We start from the raw sequence: 18,777 nt of genomic DNA on the forward strand, positions 1-18,777 counted from the left end.
CACGCACGCATGAGACCCCCGCTCGGGCTACGCCCTCCCGGAGGTCTCATGCGTGCGCCAAAAGTGGCCTGGTTTTACTCCGCCGCCTGGCCTTAATTTGCTCCGGCGTTGACATCGCTTGGTGTCGAGAGCACATCGCCGAGAATGTTCTGAGCGAAGACGGTGCTGCCTGCGCCGACCAGACAAATCTTTGGCATGGGATGGCCTTCTTATGGATTTCGTTGATATCAACATGCATCATTGAATTCCGGAATTCATCCGGTTATAGACCTATTTATTCCCGGATCGGCGCATGGGCTGACGATGAAAGAAGAATTCTCCGAATTTGTCGAATGGTCTGCTCCGTCTCACAGCTTTTTCATAGAGCGCCACGTGGCGAGCGCGATGAGTGCTGCGCATTGGCATGACCACGTGGAATTAAACGTGCTGCTAGACGGCAAAATGACCTACCTGTTCAATGGGACACAGGTGCAGATCGAAGCCGGACAGCTTTCACTGTTTTGGGCGGCAATCCCGCATCAGGTGATCGTGGTGGCACACGACGCGCCGGTGATTTGCATCTACCTTCCGCTCGTTGATTTTCTCGCCCTGCCGCTCGATCAGTTTGCTCGCCAGGCCGTCATGCAGGGAACTTTCGTCAAGGAAGACGTTGCAGGGCAGAGCACCAGTTTAGCGGCAGGCCGTTGGCTTGAGGAATGGGAAACTGGTGGGGAGCTTCGGCGGCAACTTGTGTGCGACGAGGTCAAGCTCGCGGTTCGCCGACTAATTCTCGATAAGGCCGGCGCGCCAACGCCTGCAGTCAGTTTCGGGGTGCCGCACAATCAATCCGTCGGGCATGCCCAACGTATTACCGAAGTCATCAACGAGCGATATGACGAAGCGCTGACCCTGACGTCGCTTTCGAAACTTGCGGGTGTGCATTCCGCTACTGCAAATCGCGCATTTCGAGATGTCTTGGGAATTTCGGTCGTGGAATATCTCACACGTTACCGTTTGGCGCGCGCAATGCAGCGACTTGCCGAAACGGATGACGGCATCCTGGATATCGCACTCGACTGCGGCTTCGGCTCCAACTCGAGGTTCTACGAGATTTTCCGCCAGAGGACCGGAACGACACCGCGTCAGTTTCGTGCGTCGACGCGCTAGATCACTTCATCGTTGAAAGAGGCAACGGTTCGCAAAACGAGATCGCTGAAGGATGCGGGAAGATTGCGGGGGCGGGTTACATCGCGAAGGCGATATCGAGATACTCAATCATTTCGGAAGCGTAGCTTTGATAGATAGCGGGTCGAACGTTCACATCCCATCACATCAAAAGCTTTGATCTTATTGGCCTTGGGTGCAGCATGTCGGTGGTTAAAAGACAGCGTCGCAGCAAAGCGCAGACGACTGCTTTGCGCCGACACCAGTCATCACACGGCTAAGCGGATGACTGGTCGTGCCCCGCCATTGAGATCAGACTTGCGCCCAGCCACCGTCCACGGTCAGTTCAACGCCGGTGATGAACTCCGAATCGTCCGACGCCAGAAAAAGAACCGTCTTTGCAATATCGTGGCCGGTACCCTTGCGGCCGAGCGGTGTGAGGTCAATCGCTTGGCGGTTCATCTCGCGGATCATCTCCTCGCTCAGCCCCGTCTTACGCATGATATCGGTGTCGATATAGCCTGGAGCCATGGCATTGATCCGGATCCCTTTGGCGCCGTATTCGGCCGTCAGCGAGCGCGCAAGCGAGCGCAGTGCCGCCTTGGTGGCGGAATAGACGGACAGACCAGCCGTACCGCGCACACCTTGGATCGAGGTATTGAGAATGACGGAACCGCCCGAGCCCATCAGGCCGATAAGCTTCTGGATCGTGAAGAACGTGCCTTTGAAATTCGTGTTTGCGGTAAAATCGAAGTCCGCGTCGGTCACCTCCTCAAACAGTCCTGGTCGCGCGCCGCCTGCATTCGCGAACAGGATATCGAGGCGACCGTATCGGCTTTCGACATGAGCCCGCAGAGCATCAAGATCCTCCAGTTTCGCAATGTCTCCATGAAATCCGTCAGCCCCCTGGCCGATCTCTTGGACCGCAGCCTCGAGCGTTGCCTGATCGCGGCCTGTGACGACAACCTGCGCGCCCTCCTGAACGAAGAGCTTTGCGGTCGCAAACCCCATCCCGGCGCTGCCACCGGTAATGACGGCTATTTTTCCATCCAGCTTATTCATTGACATGGTCCTTCCGCTTGAAGCCGCACGGATGCAGCGATGGAAGGGAACCTAGGCAGTGACAAAGCGGGATCCCAGACAGGTCGATCGACTAGGATCTATTCCTAGCAGGAATGATGCTAAGCCGAAGTACGCAGGCCAGGTTTTTCAGCGCAGATCTCGACGAGAAAATCGATGACGACCCGAAAGCGTTGCGGCATCCTCCGGCCGCTCGCGCATATCACGTGGATCGGCGACGGTTCGGCCGCGAACTCTTCGAGGATCGGGACGACAGTGCCGGCTTTCAGATCTGCGGAGAACATCGCAAGTCCGGCATATCCAATGCCAAGCCCCATCAACACCGCTGCGCGCTGATCCTCGATATCGTTCGATCTGAGATTGCCCTCTGGCTGCATGATGAGCGGGCCATCGGGGCTGTTGAACCTCCAGGGCTGTGTCGCGCCCCGCGTTTGTCCGGCAATGAGATTGTGCGACCGCAGATCGGCCGGAATGCGCGGCGTGCCAAACGTCCTCAGATACGCGGGAGCCGCCAGGGCCCCCATGTGCAGATCGCCGATCTTGCGGGCGATCAGTGTCGAATCCGCCAATGGCCCGACACGCAGGGCAATATCGATCCCGTCGATGATGAGATCGACACGGCGCTCCGCAACCGAAATATCCAGCGTGATGTCCGGGAATTTTTCAAAGAAGGCGGGCAGCCGGGGAATGATGAACATTCGGCCAAAGGCAGGCGGTGTCGCCAGTCGCACCACACCGCTCGGCCTGATGTTCTTCTGGCCGATGCGGATTTCGGCCTCGTCAAGATCGCCAAGGATACGGATCGCGGTTTCGTAGAGGTCGAGGCCCGCTGCGGTCGGCTGTAAGCCACGGGATGTTCTGCTGAGGAGTTGCGTCCCCAGATGCTGTTCAAGGGCGGCGATCTGCTTGCTGACCGCAGGCTGTCCGATGCCGAGTTCACGGCCGACATGGGTGAAGCTGCCGCGCTCGACAACGCGTATATACACTCTGAGCGATGAGAAGCGGTCCATGAGCTATTCCTGTTTGGGAATAGCGTTGGCATGTCCATCGCTTGACCGCAAGCATTTCGGAGCCAAGCTGTGGGGCCGGTCATGGCCCTGTGTTTCGGCAGGGTGCCTGAGAAAAACGCCTAAACATCGCGATGGGCAGTCGGTTGTGTGGGGAAACTGGAGGGGCTTGGGCAAGATGGCAGCTTTGCTCCAAAAAGCCGCGATTGTCAGTATGGATCGCGAACGACCGCAACGGAGTCGGGCGCAGAATGGCAGCTTCCGGCCTGATGTTTCCGAGAACCGGACAGTCCGGTGTCAGCCCATATCAGCCATTCACGAGGGCAAGTAGCTGCCCGTATACGGAAATTCGGCGCGAACTTATCGGCCAAACGACGTGGTCGATGGTTCGCATCCTTTCAAGAGGTCAGGGCCGCCATTGTCTGCAGCGGATCTCTACCGCTGTTTTCTTGTTCTGGCTCACAGCTTCTTCAGCGCGTAGGAATCGAGGTGGCCGCAAGTAAGGCAACGAAATGTCACGACGTCATAAACTACTTTGCCCTTGAGGCTCAAACCAGAAAAGAAGCTTTTCACGGGTTTTCCTGCAACCCATGTCTCGGATGACAAAACAGCGCCATCTCCCTTCTCGAGCAAAAAACCCTCTTCCATGTCTGAGTTGCATCTACTGCATTGGTACGACATATCCACGACCTTATAAAGCTGCGTTCTCGTCACGTTATCGACGACTGTGTGCTTGTCGCCATTCACCTTGAGCAGAAATCGCAGAAGATTTCAGTTAGCTGCCTCGAATAATTCTCTCTAATGCTGCGATTAAACGCTGACCTTGTCTTCGCCATAACATGGTCCGTTTAACAAAACTGTGCGTGTCGTGAAAATTGTCGTGAGGACGAGGATAAGCATCTGGCCCGCTGCTTCCTCAATCGAGCATACGATCGATTCAAGTTTAGCGAATTGGAGGTAAATCTAACGGAACTGGCGAGTGACAGGAGGATTGCGAATGTCGAGGGTAAGCCGTCTCTTCGAAAAGCTGGGTACGCTGCGGGTGCGCAGACAGTCCGTAAACGCCCTTGACATGGCGTAGGAACTCTTTCGGGACGTTGAGACCCTTCGTCAGCTATAAGAGCCTCTCCACGGACAGGCAGAGCGTTAGTTTCCGTCTTATTGAGACGGCTTCCTTCTCCCGAACTCCGCCTTCTCTGCAGAAGAAATGGACGCTCCGACCCTCGATCTGGGTTGGGTGCAGCAGAGCGCCGATCCGGCAGTGGTCCAAAGCAGTGAGAGCGCATTGGCGAAGGTACTTTCGAGCCGGATCTGCCGCATGTCGGGGGACGACGACACGCCCACCCGGCGCCCAATCAAGGATCTCTTCGCGCTTGGTGAAGGGAAGGCTGTTGAAATCATCCGGAAGACGCAGCGAGATCCTGCATCGCCCAGCCGCGTGATATCACCGAGGTTTTGACCATGAAGGGAGCGCGCCTGATGAGGTAGCTTGTCTTTGAAATATCCCTCCGAAAGTCCGTCGTCGATCATATGGTACGTTTCCTGTTTAGCTTCACATCGATATGGGAAGCTCTTTCATCTAGTATTGCGCCACATTCCTCCAACTAAGATGCGGGCTGAAATAACTTTTCCAGTTGTGGCCGGATCACTCAAAAGTGCAAAGCGGCTCGGACACGATCGAGGCTCGACAAAACTCATTGTCGCGCTTCCATGGAAACTCAATCACAGATCAGGCGACAGCCGGTAATGTGAGGGCAGAACACCGGTCACGCGCATCGCTGGTTCAGAATTGTTTCTCAGCCGATAGCGCTTTTGATCTCCAGCCGCCTGCGATGGAGCACCGGCTCGGTATAACCATTCGGCTGCTCGCGCCCCTTGAGCACCAGATCCAACGCTGCATGGAAGGCGATGGAGTTGTCGAAGTTTGCAGCCATCGGCGTGTAGAGCGGGTCGCCGGCATTCTGCTCATCGACGGTGCTGGCCATGCGTTTCATCGTCTCAACGATCTGGTCTTCGCTCACCACCTTGTGGTGCAGCCAGTTGGCCATGTGCTGGGCGGAAATGCGCAGCGTCGCGCGGTCTTCCATCAGGCCGACATTGTTGATGTCTGGAACCTTGGAGCAGCCGACGCCCTGATCGATCCAGCGCACCACATAACCGAGAATACCCTGCGCATTGTTGTCCAGCTCGCGGCTTATCTCCTCCGGTGTCCAGTTCGGACGCAGTGCCACCGGGACCGACAGGATATCCGCGAGTTTTGCACGGGTTCTGCTCTTCAGGCCATTTTGCACCGCCGCGACATCGACCATGTGGTAATGCGTGGCATGCAGTGTTGCCGCCGTGGGAGACGGTACCCAGGCGGTATTGGCGCCCGCTTTCGGATGGCCGATCTTCTGCTCCAGCATTGCCGCCATCAGATCCGGCATCGCCCACATGCCCTTGCCGATCTGCGCATGACCGGACAGGCCGCATTCGAGGCCGATATCGACATTCCGGTTTTCGTACGCCGCAATCCAGGCAGCCTGTTTCATGTCGCCCTTGCGGATCATCGGGCCGGCTTCCATGGACGTATGGATTTCGTCGCCGGTACGATCAAGGAAGCCGGTATTGATGAAGACAACCCGATCCTTGGCGGCGCGAATGGACTCCTTGAGGTTGACGGTGGTGCGCCGCTCCTCATCCATAATGCCCATCTTGATGGTGTTGACCGCCATGCCGAGCAGCGTTTCGACGCGGCCAAAAATCTCGGCGGCGAAGGCAACCTCCTCCGGGCCATGCATCTTCGGCTTGACGACATACATGGAGCCGAGCCGGGAGTTTTTTCGCCTGCCGTTGCGCCCGATATCGTGAAGGGCGATCAGCGCCGTCACCACCGCATCCATGATACCTTCCGGCACTTCTGCACCGTCCCGGTCCAGAATGGCCGGGTTGGTCATCAGATGACCGACATTGCGCACCAGCATCAGCGAGCGGCATTTGAGTTCGAAGGTCGAGCCATCCGGCGCGGTATAGTCCAGATCCTGGTTGAGCTTGCGGGTGAAAGACTTGCCGCCCTTCAAAACCCCTTCGGTCAGATCGCCTTTCATCAGGCCGAGCCAGTTGCGGTAAACGACCATCTTGTCGTCGGCATCAACCGCAGCAATGGAATCCTCGCAGTCCATGATCGTGGTGATCGCCGATTCGGCCCATACATCCGAGATATGCGCCGGATCGTCCTTGCCGATGGCTGTCGTCGAATCGATCAGGATCTCGACATGCAGATTGTTCTTCTTCAGGAGGATCTGCGTCGGCGCAGCTGGTTCGCCGAGATAACCGGCAAACTGGGAAGGGTCAGCCAGACCGGTGACCTGCCCATCTGTGAGCGTCACGAACAATGCAGCCGATTCGACCCTGAATGATGCCGCATCCTTCCAGCTGGCGCCCGACAGAGGCGCAGATTGATCGAGGAAGTCCCGCACCCAGGCGATTACCTTGCTGCCGCGAACGGGATTATAGTCCTTTCCCTTTTCCGCGCCATCGGCCTCCGAAATGGCATCCGTGCCGTAAAGCGCATCGTAGAGCGATCCCCAGCGGGCATTCGCAGCATTCAGCGCGTAACGCGCGTTCATCACCGGCACGACGAGCTGCGGACCGGCAATCCTGGCGATTTCCGGGTCGACATTTTCGGTCGCAACCGAAAAATCCGGTCCCTCAGGCAGAAGATAACCGATCTCACGCAGGAAAGCCTCGTAACCGGCCATGTCCGTGGGCGCACCGTTCTGGCGATACCAGTCATCAAGCTTCAGCTGGAACGCATCGCGCTTGGCGAGCAGGTCGCGATTTTTCGGCGCAAGATCATGGACGATCTGCGAAAATCCCTCGAAAAAGCGATCGACGTCGACGCCCGTTCCCGGCAGCGCTTCGTTCACGAGGAAATCATGCAGGGTGGTTTCGATGCGAAGTTCATCTCGTTCAACTCGTGACACTGCAGGCTCCATGCTTGGTAATATCTCTCAGAAGCTAATTGTCGAATGAACGTCTACCGGTATCAATGGAATATAATGCGCTTCACTTTTTCCAAAATGGAGAAAGTGGGTCGGAGCTGGCTCAGACTTCCCAGCAGGGGTCCGGGCCATAGATGTCCTGCAGATAATCGATAAAGATACGGACCTTCGCCGGCAGATGCGCGCGTGTTGGAAACACGGCCGAGATTGTCGCGTTGCGTGAGCCTTGGTAGGCGGGCAGGACGCGCACCAGTTCTCCCTTGGACAACTCTTTGCCGACATCCCAGGTCGATCGTAGCGCAATGCCAAGACCGGCAATCACGGTTTCGCGGATGACCTCGCTCGAATTTGTGCGCAGCATACCTTCCGGCCGATATGTCAAAGGCCCATCTGGTCCTTCAAGTCGCCAGGGCTCTCCATTATGCGCGGGGAGGCATTGATGATCTTGTAAATCGCTGATTTTTGTAGGAGCACCGGCTCTGTCCAGATAGGCTGGCGCAGCGCACAGCACCCTTGTCACAGCGCAAATTTTTCGCGCGACAAGTCGGGAGTCCTTCAGTTCACCAATACGTATAGCGAGATCGTAACCGTCCCCGACAATATCGGTGACGCTATCCGAAAGCATAAGCTCGATCGTTAGTTGGGGATAGGCAGCCATCAAGCCAGGCAGATGCGGCGCGATATGCATGCGTCCGAAAGACGTTGGTGCAGCCACTCTCAGCGTCCCGACGATCCTGGATGACCGACCAGACGCAAATGACTGCGCTTCTTCGACACTGGCCAGTATGTTGATGACCCGATCATAAAAGCCCTGTCCGGCTTCCGTGATGGTTATCTTCCGGGTCGTTCTTTGCAACAGTCGCGCGCCGAGTTGCTCCTCCAGCCTCTGAATGCGCTTGGAAACGACCGCTGGTGTGATGCCCAGTGATCGGGCGGTGAGCGACATGCTGTGTGTCGCCACAACCTTGGCGAAAATGGCCATATCTTCGATAGCGATCACTGCGATTAACTCCCCTGCGTCAAAAATGAATGTTCGTTGTCGCTGCTAAATATCGACGCGTACATCGCGTAGGTTCGGTTTCAAAACGTTCAGGGAAATCATCGAAAGGGATCGACTATGTTGACCGTCGCGCGATTGAGTGTTGAAGACGCCAGGCTTCTGATCGCGGGTGCCAGCGCCAAGGCGCGCGAAATTGGCCTGCCGATGTGTATTGCCGTATGTGATGAATCCGGCCAACTGATTGCTTTTGAGCGCATGGACGGCGGCAAGATCACCAGCACAATTATCGCACAGGACAAGGCCTATACAGCTGCTGGTGCCAAACGCACTACGGAAAGCTACGGCATGGCGAGCCAGCCGGGAAGTCCCGCCTACGGTATCAATTCGGCCATCGGCGGCCGCCTTATGGTCGTGGGCGGCGGCTTGCCGGTCTTGGCAGGTGGAGAGGTCGTGGGTGGCATCGGCCTCAGTTCGGGAACGCCAGCGCAGGATACTGAATGTGCTCAGGCGGGGATCGACCATTGGGCCGCGTCGATAACCGCCTGACACCCTTAGCATGTGGGCGCCTCGCTATTCATTGAGAAATGCGTCCTCAAAGCGTCGCTTGGAGCATAAGATGTGTTCGCGCATCGCTGCCTCGGCCTTTTCACTGCTGCCGTTCTCGATGGCGGCGATGAGCGTTTCATGCTCGCGATTGGCGTCTGTCGTAGCTCGCGCGTGGAAATAAAGGCGAAACAGGTGAACATGGGTATGGAGGCGCTGGAGGCTGTCATGCACCAGCGCGTTCCCGCAGTTGCGTGCGATGAAATCATGAAAGGCGGCATCTCGTTTGGCAAACTCGCCATAGGCTGCACGTGATTGCGCTTTGTCTTCGCCCTGCATGTCGGCATCCAGCGCCTTCAGTTCGGCGATGATGCGTGCATCACGCTTTAGAGCAAGTTGACCTGCGGCGAACGGTTCCAACAGGAGGCGCAATTCGTACAGCTGGTTGAGGCGATCTCGATTCAGCTGCTCGGCAGCACTATAACCAACGAGATGGGTTTTGATGACCAGGCCTTGTGCTTCCAATCGCGACAATGCTTCCCGGATCGGTGTCTGAGAGACGCCGAGGGAGCGCACCAGCTTGTCGATAGAGATCCGCCCTCCGGGTGGGATCTTGAGAGACATCAGCTGTGCATACAGCGCCTCGTAGACCTCGTTTCCCAGACCTGTCGGGCGCCGTAACTGTCCGATCTCGCCATCTGCCGACAACTTCATTTTATCCCTCACGGTGAGTTTGGTCTTGACGATTGCAATCTATCAACTTAGCTTCCAGACATCAATCAGATATCCGATAGGATTTTATATCGTGTCACATGTCGATGCAGCAACCCTCCGCAACCTCGCACAGATAGCCCTTCAAAAAGCAGGGGTTTCGGAAGTGAACTCTGCTCTGCAGGCCGATCTTCTGATGGAGGCTGAACTGCGTGGCGTGTCCTCGCACGGGCTGCTTCGACTGTCGCGGATCGTGGCGCGGATCCAGAATGGCGTTACCGATCCTGCTGCGACCGGTGCGCATCAATGGGCGTCACGTGCCTTCTTGACGGTCGATGGCCAAAAGGGCTTGGGGCCTATTGTGGCGCAGTCTGCCATTGACGCTTTGTTGGATCGTGCCGAGGAGACTGGCATCGCGGCGGCTGCAATAACCAACTCCAATCACATCGGCATGCTCGCCTGGTATGCCGAGCATGTTGCATTGAAGGGGGTCTCCATTGTCGTGCTGTCCACCAGCGAAGCACTGGTTCACCCCTGGGGTGCGCGCCAGGCGATGATCGGCACCAACCCGATCGCGATCGGCGTGCCGACTGCCGACGGCCCCTTTGTCATGGATACGGCAACCAGTGTCGTGTCGATGGGCGAAGTGCACGATCATGCGCATCGAAAGGCCAGCATTCCCGATCATTGGGCGTTGGACGAAAATGGCGATCCGACGACAGATGCCGAAGCCGCAAAAAAAGGGGCGATTGCACCCTTCGGACAGGCAAAGGGATACGCGCTCGGCCTTGCCTTCGAACTGCTGGTCAGCGGATTGGCCGCGTCTGCAATCGGTCGGGATGTGCGCGGGACCCTTGACGATACCAATGTTTGCAACAAAGGCGATCTGATTATCGTCATGCCCGGACCACGCCGCGAGCTTGCGGGTTATTTGCAGGCAATCCGCGACATGCAGCCGGCAGCCGGTTTCGACGCCGTGCTTGTTCCTGGAGAGAGAGGTCGTGCCTGCCGCGATCAACGCCTTCGGGATGGGGTGCCGGTAGTGCCCGAGGTCTACCGGACCCTGCTGCAGCTGGCCGGAGTGCCGGCTGCAGCCTGAATTTTATGACCGCTTGATTTCACGAAACCTGGGAGGAGCAAAGTGACTTTATTCGGAGCAACCCGCACACCGCGAAACATCGTGTTCGGTGCGGGTCAGCGCAAGGCGCTTCCGCAATTTGCAGCAAGGGCCGGACGGCGCGCGCTGGTCGTGACGGACGAACGTCTGGCCGCGGATCGCGATTTTCGCGACCTGATTGACGCTGTCGGAGCAGCTGGTGTCGAGACCCGGATCTTCACCGGTGTTATCGCGGAACTGCCGGTGGAATGCATTGCCGCTGGTGTCGAGGCAGGTAAAGCCTTTGGCGCCGATAGTGTGATCGGCATTGGCGGCGGCAGCTGCCTCGATGCCGCCAAGGCGATATCTCTTCTGCTGGCCCATGGCGGCGCGACGGCAGACTATTACGGTGAGTTCAAGGTACCTGGCCCGATCCTCCCTCTGATCTCGCTGCCGACCACGTCCGGCACGGGGTCAGAAGTGACACCCGTTGCCGTTCTGACCGATCCCGATCGGGCTCTGAAGATCGGCATTGCCAGCCCGTATCTGATTTCCGAGACCGCGATCTGCGATCCGGAATTGACCTATTCCTGCCCGCCATCGCTGACTGCCGTTTCCGGCGCCGACGCACTGACGCATGCCATCGAGGCCTTCACCACCGCGCGTCGCGAACCGTCGGCCGGTCTCGTGCACGAGCACGTCTTCCTTGGCAAGAACGCGTTCAGCGACCACTACGCCCTGCTTGCCATCGAACATATCGGTGCCAGCCTGCGGCAGGCCGTCGAAAACGGCAATGACCATGTCGCACGCGAACGTCTCATGTTTGGCGCCATGGCTGCCGGGCTTGCCTTCGGCACTGCAGGCACTGCGGCAGCGCATGCCGTTCAATACCCGGTCGGCGCAATGACACATACGCCGCATGGCACCGGTGTGGCACTGATGATGCCCTATGTCATGCAGATCAACCGCGACTGGTGTGCGCCGGAACTCGGTGAGATCGGCCGTGCGCTTGGGGTATCCATGCCGGATGGCCCGGTCGAACTGGCCGCAGATGCCACGATCGATGCGGTGGCCGATCTCCTTAGGGCAATCGGCATCCCGTCCTCGCTGAAGGAACTCGGCGTTACGCGAGGGCAGTTGCCGACCGTCTGCGAACAGTCGCTGGGTATCGCTCGCCTCATCAAAAACAACCCGCGTCCACTCGACGTGTCATCCATGGATTTGCTGGTCGCCGCGGCGTTCAGCGGCGATCGCGCATCCCTGGTAACCGCCGCCGACAAAAGAAAGGCCAGCTGAAATGAACGTAGTAACCAAACTTTCCTCGATGCTGAGTTTCGACGTCATGTCACTACCAACCGGACTGTTCATCGACGGTGAATGGCGCGATGGCGGCGAGGGCAAAACGATAGATGTTCTTGATCCCTCGACCGGTCAGGTCATCGTTGCCGTTGCCGACGCCACGATCGACGATGCAATGGAGGCTGTCGCGGCCGCGCATCGTGCCGCCAAGGGATGGGCGGCGACGGCGCCGCGCAAACGCTCAGAGATCCTGCGTCGCTGCTACGAGCTGATGATCGAGCGAAAGGAGATGCTGGCCGAACTGATCAGCCTGGAAAACGGCAAGACCCTTACGGACGCACAGGGCGAAGTTGCTTATGCTGCCGAATATTTCCGCTGGTTTGCCGAAGAGGCGGTCCGGCTGAACGGTGAAATCTCAACCGCGCCGAGCGGTGCCAACAAGATCATGGTCGAATACCAGCCGATTGGCGTCGCGGTGCTGGTAACGCCCTGGAATTTCCCCGCAGCGATGGCGACCCGCAAGGTTGGTCCAGCGCTTGCCGCCGGATGCACCTGCGTGCTCAAGCCTGCGACCGAGACACCGTTGACGGCTCTGGTTCTCGCCGCGCTCTACAAAGAAGCGGGCGTTCCCGACGGTGTCGTCAATGTGGTCACCACCTCGAAGTCGGGGCCGGCGGTCAGCGCTATGCTGAACGACAAACGCGTACGCAAGCTTTCCTTTACCGGCTCAACGGAAGTCGGCCGCGTCCTGCTGCGCGAAGCGGCCAATACGGTCGTGTCGTGCTCGATGGAGCTCGGGGGCAATGCGCCTTTCGTCGTGTTTGATGACGCCGACCTCGATGCCGCGATCGAAGGTGCGATGATCGCCAAGATGCGCAATGGCGGTGAAGCCTGCACTGCGGCCAATCGCTTCTATGTCCAGTCTGGTATCGCCAAGGCTTTTTCCGATCGCCTGGCCGAGCGAATGGCAGCGATGATGGTGGCCGCAGGTTATGACAAGACCGCGCAATGTGGCCCGCTCATCAATCCGAAAGCAGTCAGTCGCATCAAGGGCCTTGTTGACGACGCGACCGCCCGTGGCGCGACTGTCCTGGCCGGCGGCGGCCCGCTCAACCGCAACGGCTTCTTTTTCGCGCCGACGGTTCTGACCGGCGTGACGACGGATTCGGAGATTGCCGCTGAAGAAATTTTCGGACCGATCGCAGCGATCACGACCTTCGAGACCGAGGACGAGGTTGTCGATCTCGCAAACGGCACCGAATACGGCTTGATCTCCTACGTCTATACCAAGGATCTCGCCCGCGGCCTGCGCATTTCCGAACGGATGGATAGCGGCATGGTCGGCCTTAACCGCGGTATCGTGTCCGATCCGGCAGCCCCTTTCGGAGGTACCAAGCAAAGTGGTCTCGGTCGTGAGGGCGCGCATCACGGCATCCTGGAATATTGCGAGGCCAAATATATCGCCGTCAGCTGGTAAGCGGAACGGTTGGGAGGAGACTGTCTTGAAAATATCGAAAATCGACGTGTTCCAGCTGGCCATGGGAGATGGCACTGGCTGGATGCCAAAGAGTGCTTTCGTCAGGGTCGAAACGGACGAAGGTCTGTTCGGGCTTGGCGAGGCATCCCCCATGCAGGGTGGCTATTCTTCGCTGGTGGTGATTGCCCGTGACATGGCCCCATTTTTGATCGACAAGGATCCCCTCGATCATGCCGTTCTGCTCGATACGCTCTTGCACAAATGCATCAAGCTCGGCCCAGACGGCATCGTCACCGGCGCGTTGGCCGCGCTCGACATCGCGCTGTGGGACCTCAAGGGCAAGATGCTCGGGCAGCCGGTCTACAAACTGCTCGGCGGCGCCTGGAATAAGACCTTGCCATGCTACAGCTCGGTCGGCGGCAACGCGGATCGCACAGTAAATGACGTGGTGCGTGCGGTGGCTGCCCGTGTCGAGAAAGAACAACCAGCCGCGGTTAAGATCCGCTGGGACGGTGATCGGACCCGTCAGGATGTCGATATCAAGGGTGATATCGAAAAAGCAAAGGCTGTACGAAGGCTGCTCGGCGAGGACTTCGTCATCGGTTTCGATGCCAATAATGGTTATTCGATCGGCGGCGCCATGCGAGTGGGTCGCGTCCTTGAAGACCTCGGCTACACCTGGTTCGAGGAGCCGGTACAGCATTACAACGTCGCCGCCATGGGTGAAGTCGCGCAGCGGCTCGACATCACCGTATCGGCTGGCGAGCAAACCTATACCGTTCAAGGCTTGAAAGACTTGATCGAGGCCGGCGTGCGTATGGTGCAACCGGATATCGTCAAGATGGGCGGCATCACCGGTATGATGCAGTGTGCTGCGCTTGCGCGGGCGCATGGGGTCGAACTGGTTCCGCACCAGACACAACCGACTGTCGGCCATCTCGCCAACATTCATGTGCTCAGCACAATCATGCACCTCGCAAAACCGGTGGAGCTTGCCGACAAATGGGAAAGAGGAGAGCCCATTTTCGTCAACCCATCGCAGCCGATCGACGGTTGCTTCACCGTTCCGGATACGCCGGGGCTGGGCATCCAGTTCGATGAAAGGGAAATGCAGGCACGGCGCCTGCCAATCGCCGGGTAATAATCGCCATCTGGGAGGATGAAAATGACGATTACACGCAGACAGCTTCTCGCTACCGGTGTTGCCGGATCAGCACTGGCCATCGTCGGGGCAGGAGGATCCCCGGCGCTGGCGCAGGCTGGCAACGATACCATCACCCTAGCTTTTGCCGCACGCTCGCCGGTGGCCCTCAATCCGCAGTTTCAGGGATTGCTTGGGGCAGATAATTGGGTCTGCGCGCAGGTCTACGACACGCTGGTGAAGACGCCGGATGGCCGTTGGGCAACCAACCCGGAAGAATTTGTGCCGAGCCTTGCGGAAAGCTGGCAGGCATCGGAAGACCAGAAGACTTGGACCTACAAGCTACGCTCTGGTGTCAAGTTTCATAAAGGGTATGGAGACCTGACCGCAGAGGATGTCGCCTTCACCTTTGGCCGGCATCTCGATCCGAAGATCAACACTGCCACCAAGACCTATTACAGTAACATCGCGACGGTCGAAGCGTCGGACCCCTTGACCGTGGTCATTAAACTCAAACAGCCCGATCCCTTGCTGAACGCATCGAGCGTTTCGCTGCTTGCCTCGGCGATCCTTTGCAAGAAAGCTTTCGAGGAAAAGGGCGATGCCTTCAACATGGATCCGGTCGGTTCGGGGCCGTATCAGGTTGAACGCGTTGATAGCGCGAGCGGCGTTCACCTGAAGGCCTTCGCCGACTATTTTGGCGGCCCAGCAGCCACGCAAAACCTGCGCATCCGCTATATCGCTGATACAACGGCAAGAACACTTGCCTTTGCATCCGGTGATGTCGACATGATCGAGGGCGTGCGTTCACCCGGCTGGATGGATTCCATGCGCCAGCAGGCCATCTCGACGATTTTCGACGCCACCGCGCCGGGCAGCATCAATACGCTCAACATCAATCTGACCAAGGGGCCGCTCGCGGATATCAAGGTCCGTCAGGCCATTCGATACGCCATCGATACCCAAGCGATCGCCGACGCATTCGGCGGCATTGCTACGCCTATGGTTGGACTGATCGCATCACAATTCCCGGGCAAAGTTTCGGCCGATCAGCTCCCCGAGGCACTTCGCTACGGACACGATCCCGAAAAAGCGATGGCGTTGCTTGCCGAAGCTGGTCACGCGGGCGGTCTGACCATTCCCTGCTTTGTCAGCCAGCGCGAGGATTATGCCTCGATCATGCTGATGGTTCAGGAGCAATTGCGCGCGGTAAAGATCAATCTCGACATGAAAATCATCGATCACGCAACCTTCCATGCCGACAATCGGAAGGACAAGGGAACCCTGATCCTGCAGTCGACGAGTTATCCGCCTGTGCCGACGCTGACGATATCCAACATCCTTGCAAAGGCCGGCGAAACCAAGCCGGACGGCACCGGTGGCACGAACTTCAGTCATTACGGTGACACCATCCCCGGCATCGACGATCTGATGGAAAAAGCACTGGCGACCGCCGATTTCGATCAGCGCATGGGCGTTGTCCAAGATATGGAAAAACAGATCCTCAAGGACTTGCCGGCCTTGGGAATGATCACGCTTTCCTACGTCGTGGCGCGCAATCCTCGCATCGACCTTGGTTACAAGGTCGAGTCAGGACCCGCTTACTGGCCGATGAACAAAGCGAAACGCGTTGCCTGACAGGCGACCCCTCTGTTCCGCCAGGAAGACATGTGCCCGGAGCGCTGAACTCCGGGCCTAACGCCAAACGCGTCAAGAAAAACGGGAGTGTCCTTATGAATATTACACGCAGAAATTTGCTTGCCACGAGCGCAGCCGGGATCGTGGTCGCAAGTCTTCCTGCCGGAGCGAGTGTGGCTTTCGCCCAGAAAGCCAATGACACGATCACGTTTGCCGTCGCAGCGCGTTCCAGCAACAGCCTCAATCCGCAGGAGGTCGGCCTGAGTGGAGCCGACAACTGGGCCGTTTACCAGATCTTCGACCGGTTGGTGAACCTGCCAGCCGGTCAATGGGCAAAGGAGCCACAGGACTATCTGCCTGGTTTGGCGGAAAGCTGGACCGTCAGCGAGGACGCCCGGACCTGGACATACAAGCTGCGCAAGGGCGTCAAATTCCACAAGGAATATGGAGAATTGACTTCGGATGACGTCGTCTTTTCCTTCCGCCGACATATCGATCCCAAGACCGTCACCAACTCGAAAACGTTCTATACGAATATCGACTCAGTGGAGGCACCGGATGCAGCGACGGTCGTCTTCATGCTGAAAAGCCCGGACCCGCTATTCAATACGTCTTGCCATTCTCATGTCAGCGCTTCGATCCTGTGCAAAAAGGCCTTCGAGGAGAAGGGCGCGGACTTCAGCAAGGACCCGATCGGTTCGGGCGCCTACCAGTTCGAAAGCCTTGATTCCAGTCAGGGCATGCTTCTGACCGCGTTCCCCCAATATTTCGATGGTCCGGCCAACACGGAGAAAGTCCGTATCCGATACATTTCCGACACGACCGCGCGCACACTTGCATTCGCGTCCGGCGATATCGACATGATCGAGGGTGTACGTTCGCCAGGCTGGATGGACACAATGCGTGGGCAATCGAGCGAAACCATTTTCGATGCCACTGCGCCGGGAAGCCTCAACAGCCTCGCAATCAACCTTACGCGCGGGCCGCTCAAGGATGTGCGGGTGCGTAAAGCAATCCGCTATGCCATTGATGCCACCGCCATTGCCGGCGCGTTTGGAGGCATCGCAGCGCCGATGATCGGCGTTGTTGCATCGCAATTTCCAGGTGCTGTGCGTGCCGAGGATCTGCCGGAAGATCTGCGTTATGCTTATGATCCGGAAAAGGCAACGGCACTGCTCGCCGAGGCCGGTTTTGCCGGCGGACTTACCATCCCCTGCTATGTCAGCCAGCGGGAAGACTATGCCTCGATCATGCTGATGATCCAGGAGCAATTGCGTGCGGTGAATATCAATCTTGATCTCAAGATGATTGACCACGCTACCTTCCATTCCGACAACCGTCTCGACAAGAACACCCTGGCGCTGTGGTCGTCGAGTTATTCGCCGGTGCCGACCCAGATCATCTCGGACCAGCTCGCCAGGTCCTTCGAGGTCAAATCCGACGGCACTGGCGGCACCAATTTCGCCCATTACGGTACGGCCATTCCCGGCATTGACGACATGTTGAACACGACGCTTGCAGAACCGGACTTCGACAAGCGCATGGCGCTGGTTCAAGGCATGGAAAAGCAGATCCTCGCCGATCTGCCACTGCTTGGCATCGTCACGCTCTCCTATGTCGTGGCCCGTAATCCGCGCGTCGATATCGGCTTCAAGGTCGAATCCGGCCCGGCCTACTGGCCGCTGCGCCACGCCAAGATCGTTCAGGCATAGGAGGCACCATCATGCCCAGTCTTATTGCCAGCAAACTTCTCGATGCCATCCCGACCCTGTGGCTCGTACTTACGCTCGTCTTTGTGGCGCTGCGCATTCTTCCGGGTGATCCGGCGCTGGTGGCGCTCGGTGATTTCGCTACCCCCGAACAGCTCGCGCTCTTCAGGGAGCAGGCGGGTCTCGATGCACCGCTGTGGCAGCAGTATTTCGCCTTTCTATGGGACGTGGTGACTTTCGATTTCGGGAATTCGCTCATCACCAAGGAGAGTGTGGCCGGAGTGATCGGCTATAACCTGCCCTTCACGGTGGCGCTGGCCATCGGGGCGACGGCGATCGGTGTTATTATCGGTGTGCCGTTCGGTGTGCTTGCCGCGGTACGCAAGAACAAGGCACCCGATCAGGGTATGCGCGTCTTCTCGCTGGTCGGTTATGCCATTCCGGACTTCTATCTCGGCGCCGTCCTGCTGATCGTTTTTGCGCTCAACTTGAAGCTTTTCCCGATCAATGGCGGCGGCGAAGGCTTTTGGGGTCAGCTGTATCATCTGGCACTTCCGGCCATTACGCTGGCTGTGCTGAAGATCGCCTTCCTCGGTCGTCTGACGCGCACAGCACTTCTGGAAGTGCTCTCCAAGGATTACGTGCGCACGGCAAAGGCGAAGGGCGCCCCGCCCAAGACGGTCATCTACAAACATGCGCTGCGCAACGCCCTCCTGCCGATCGTCACCGGCCTTGGCCTCAGCCTGCTCGCAACGCTGTCCGGCGCGGTCGCAGTAGAACTCGTGTTCAACCGGCCAGGCCTCGGTTCCACCCTGATCAAGGCGATCGCCGAACGTGACTATACCCTGATCCAGGGTGCGGTCGTAGTGTTTGCGCTGATGGTGGTGGTCGTCAATCTTCTCGTCGATGTGCTCTACACGATCATCGACCCGCGTCTGGGGAGCTAAATC

The 18,777-nt window shown here is 58.0% G+C and carries 15 protein-coding genes; 9 read left to right on the forward strand and 6 right to left on the reverse strand.

The window, feature by feature from the left end; all coding sequences use genetic code 11:
- Positions 1 to 303: 303 nt before the first annotated feature.
- Entirely contained in the window at positions 304 to 1,146 is an 843-nt protein-coding gene (locus EDF70_RS24745) for a helix-turn-helix domain-containing protein (protein WP_132279145.1), read from the forward strand.
- Between the two features lie 309 nt (positions 1,147 to 1,455).
- Here EDF70_RS24745 and EDF70_RS24750 read toward each other — a convergent pair whose 3' ends face one another.
- From EDF70_RS24750 to EDF70_RS24770, 5 genes are all read right to left on the reverse strand, one after another.
- Positions 1,456 to 2,211, reverse strand: coding sequence for an SDR family oxidoreductase (locus EDF70_RS24750; protein WP_348639734.1), 756 nt, complete (start codon positions 2,209 to 2,211; stop codon positions 1,456 to 1,458).
- 113 nt (positions 2,212 to 2,324) lie between these two features.
- Entirely contained in the window at positions 2,325 to 3,233 is a 909-nt protein-coding gene (locus tag EDF70_RS24755) for a LysR family transcriptional regulator (RefSeq protein WP_132279148.1), read from the reverse strand.
- 1,155 nt (positions 3,234 to 4,388) lie between these two features.
- Positions 4,389 to 4,760: a hypothetical protein gene (locus EDF70_RS30230; protein WP_207908317.1), complete on the reverse strand. Its 372-nt coding sequence runs from the start codon at positions 4,758 to 4,760 to the stop codon at positions 4,389 to 4,391.
- Between the two features lie 266 nt (positions 4,761 to 5,026).
- Positions 5,027 to 7,195: a malate synthase G gene (locus EDF70_RS24765; RefSeq protein WP_132279151.1), complete on the reverse strand. Its 2,169-nt coding sequence runs from the start codon at positions 7,193 to 7,195 to the stop codon at positions 5,027 to 5,029.
- Positions 7,196 to 7,316: 121 nt separating this feature from the next.
- A complete protein-coding gene (locus EDF70_RS24770; protein ID WP_132279154.1) occupies positions 7,317 to 8,213 on the reverse strand; it encodes a LysR family transcriptional regulator in 897 nt (298 codons plus the stop codon).
- Positions 8,214 to 8,330: 117 nt separating this feature from the next.
- Between EDF70_RS24770 and EDF70_RS24775 the strand changes: the two genes are divergently transcribed.
- The gene (locus tag EDF70_RS24775; protein WP_132279157.1) at positions 8,331 to 8,759 is read left to right on the forward strand and encodes a heme-binding protein; all 429 of its coding nucleotides are present in this window, start codon (positions 8,331 to 8,333) and stop codon (positions 8,757 to 8,759) included.
- A gap of 24 nt (positions 8,760 to 8,783) precedes the next feature.
- Here the strand turns inward: EDF70_RS24775 and EDF70_RS24780 are convergent, their stop codons facing one another.
- Complete coding sequence (locus tag EDF70_RS24780) at positions 8,784 to 9,470, reverse strand: GntR family transcriptional regulator (RefSeq protein WP_132279160.1); 687 nt, start codon at positions 9,468 to 9,470, stop codon at positions 8,784 to 8,786.
- 25 nt (positions 9,471 to 9,495) lie between these two features.
- Between EDF70_RS24780 and EDF70_RS24785 the strand changes: the two genes are divergently transcribed.
- From EDF70_RS24785 to EDF70_RS24815, 7 genes are all read left to right on the forward strand, one after another.
- Positions 9,496 to 10,566: an Ldh family oxidoreductase gene (locus tag EDF70_RS24785; protein ID WP_245519335.1), complete on the forward strand. Its 1,071-nt coding sequence runs from the start codon at positions 9,496 to 9,498 to the stop codon at positions 10,564 to 10,566.
- A 42-nt stretch (positions 10,567 to 10,608) separates the two neighbouring features.
- On the forward strand, positions 10,609 to 11,859 hold the full coding sequence (locus EDF70_RS24790) for an iron-containing alcohol dehydrogenase (protein WP_132279163.1): 1,251 nt from the start codon (positions 10,609 to 10,611) through the stop codon (positions 11,857 to 11,859).
- 1 nt (position 11,860) lies between these two features.
- Complete coding sequence (locus EDF70_RS24795) at positions 11,861 to 13,339, forward strand: NAD-dependent succinate-semialdehyde dehydrogenase (RefSeq protein ID WP_132279166.1); 1,479 nt, start codon at positions 11,861 to 11,863, stop codon at positions 13,337 to 13,339.
- Between the two features lie 25 nt (positions 13,340 to 13,364).
- Complete coding sequence (locus tag EDF70_RS24800; RefSeq protein ID WP_132279169.1) at positions 13,365 to 14,480, forward strand: mandelate racemase/muconate lactonizing enzyme family protein; 1,116 nt, start codon at positions 13,365 to 13,367, stop codon at positions 14,478 to 14,480.
- A 24-nt stretch (positions 14,481 to 14,504) separates the two neighbouring features.
- Complete coding sequence (locus EDF70_RS24805) at positions 14,505 to 16,118, forward strand: ABC transporter substrate-binding protein (RefSeq protein ID WP_165932122.1); 1,614 nt, start codon at positions 14,505 to 14,507, stop codon at positions 16,116 to 16,118.
- 173 nt (positions 16,119 to 16,291) lie between these two features.
- Entirely contained in the window at positions 16,292 to 17,830 is a 1,539-nt protein-coding gene (locus EDF70_RS24810; protein WP_165932123.1) for an ABC transporter substrate-binding protein, read from the forward strand.
- An 11-nt stretch (positions 17,831 to 17,841) separates the two neighbouring features.
- Positions 17,842 to 18,774, forward strand: coding sequence for an ABC transporter permease (locus EDF70_RS24815; RefSeq protein ID WP_132279178.1), 933 nt, complete (start codon positions 17,842 to 17,844; stop codon positions 18,772 to 18,774).
- Positions 18,775 to 18,777: the final 3 nt, after the last annotated feature.

The sequence above is a fragment of the Neorhizobium sp. JUb45 genome (assembly GCF_004343585.1).
Lineage (GTDB): Bacteria > Pseudomonadota > Alphaproteobacteria > Rhizobiales > Rhizobiaceae > Neorhizobium.